Origin of the sequence: Streptomyces sioyaensis (genome assembly GCF_004122735.1) — a bacterium.
Classification (GTDB): domain Bacteria; phylum Actinomycetota; class Actinomycetes; order Streptomycetales; family Streptomycetaceae; genus Streptomyces; species Streptomyces sioyaensis.
The window spans coordinates 1-1293 of the sequence record NZ_SDIF01000280.1; the positions used below are offsets into that span (position 1 = coordinate 1).

A 1293-nucleotide genomic window follows, 5' to 3' on the forward strand; every position below is an offset into this window, starting at 1 on the left:
GGGAAGAGAGGACGGCTGGGGGCGGTTGGCGATTGGCTCGGGGCGGTTCAGGGGCGACTTCGGGGCGATCCAGGGATTGGCTCAGGGACGGTTCCGGGGCGGTTCCGGGGTTGGCTCCGGTGCGGCTCGGGGGCGGTTCCGGGGCGGTTCCGGGAGGTTCGGGCGACGGTTGAGGGAAGAGTTTGGAGTGGGGCCATGACACGCAGCGCGCTGACCGGCGAAGAGGTGCTGACGACCGCCGCCCGGCTGGTGCGGGCCCGCGGCCCCGCGGCGCTGACCATGCGCCGCCTCGCCACGGAACTCGGCACCGCCGTCACCTCCATCTACTGGCACGTCGGCAACCGCGAGTCACTGCTGGACGCCCTCGTCGAGCGCACCGTCCGGGAGATGGGCGAGATCCGCCCCGTGGGACGCACCCCGCACGCCCGCATCGTCTCGGTCGCCCGCGCGCTGTACACGGCGCTGCGCGAACGTCCGCAGCTGATCGCGATGGTGCACGAACGCGGCCTGACGGAGCGGATGTTCCTGCCCGCACAGCAGGCGCTGGTCCATGAGATGCACGCGGCCGGGCTGTGTGGTGAGACGGCCGCCGAGGCGGTGCGGGCCGTCCAGTTCCAGGTCGTCGGCTTCGTCCTGGTCGAGCGCAACCGGGAGCGGTCGCCCGAGCAGCATCCGAGCGAGGGCGAGCTGTGGGACTCCCCCACCGCCGAGCACGATCCGGCGCTGGCCCGTGCGCTGGCCGGTCCGGTCGACACCGAGCGACTGTTCACGGTCTCGCTGGACGCGCTGGTGACGTCGCTGCTCTCCCCCGGAGGGGCCGCCTGACGGCGTGGCGGCTTCGTCTGAGTGGCGCTCAGCTCCGGGCAGGACTTAGGGCTCGCCTCTTCTGGGTGGGACTCACCGCTGAGTGGGGCTCACCTACGGACGGCGCTCACCTTGGGGCGGCACTGGCCTCTGGGCGAGCCTCCTCAGGAGAGGGGCTGAACCAGGGAGGCACTCGACCGGAAAGGCACTCACCAGCCACCTCGACCTGGCCCGTTCGCCGGTAGCCGGGCAAGCCGTACGGCCATTGGACCATTTGGGCGGTTTCTTCCACGGCTCCCTGTAGGTGCTCATTTCCCTGGCTTTTTGGGTGCGGTGCGATTCCGGGTGGGGTGCGGTGGTTTCCCCTTGCCGGATATTCCCTGCCGGATTTTCCTCTGCCGGTTTTTCCCCGCCGCCCACCCCCCTTCGGGGGGTGGGCGGGTGAGGAGAGCCCACTCCCCACCCCCATCCCGCCCCACCCCCCGAAGG

Annotated in this window: 1 protein-coding gene; it reads left to right on the forward strand. The window is 71.1% G+C overall.

Annotated features, from left to right (window positions below; translation table 11 throughout):
• Nucleotides 1-195 precede the first annotated feature (195 nt).
• Nucleotides 196-825: a TetR/AcrR family transcriptional regulator gene (locus tag EST54_RS33870; RefSeq protein WP_129251481.1), complete on the forward strand. Its 630-nt coding sequence runs from the start codon at nt 196-198 to the stop codon at nt 823-825.
• Nucleotides 826-1293 lie beyond the last annotated feature (468 nt).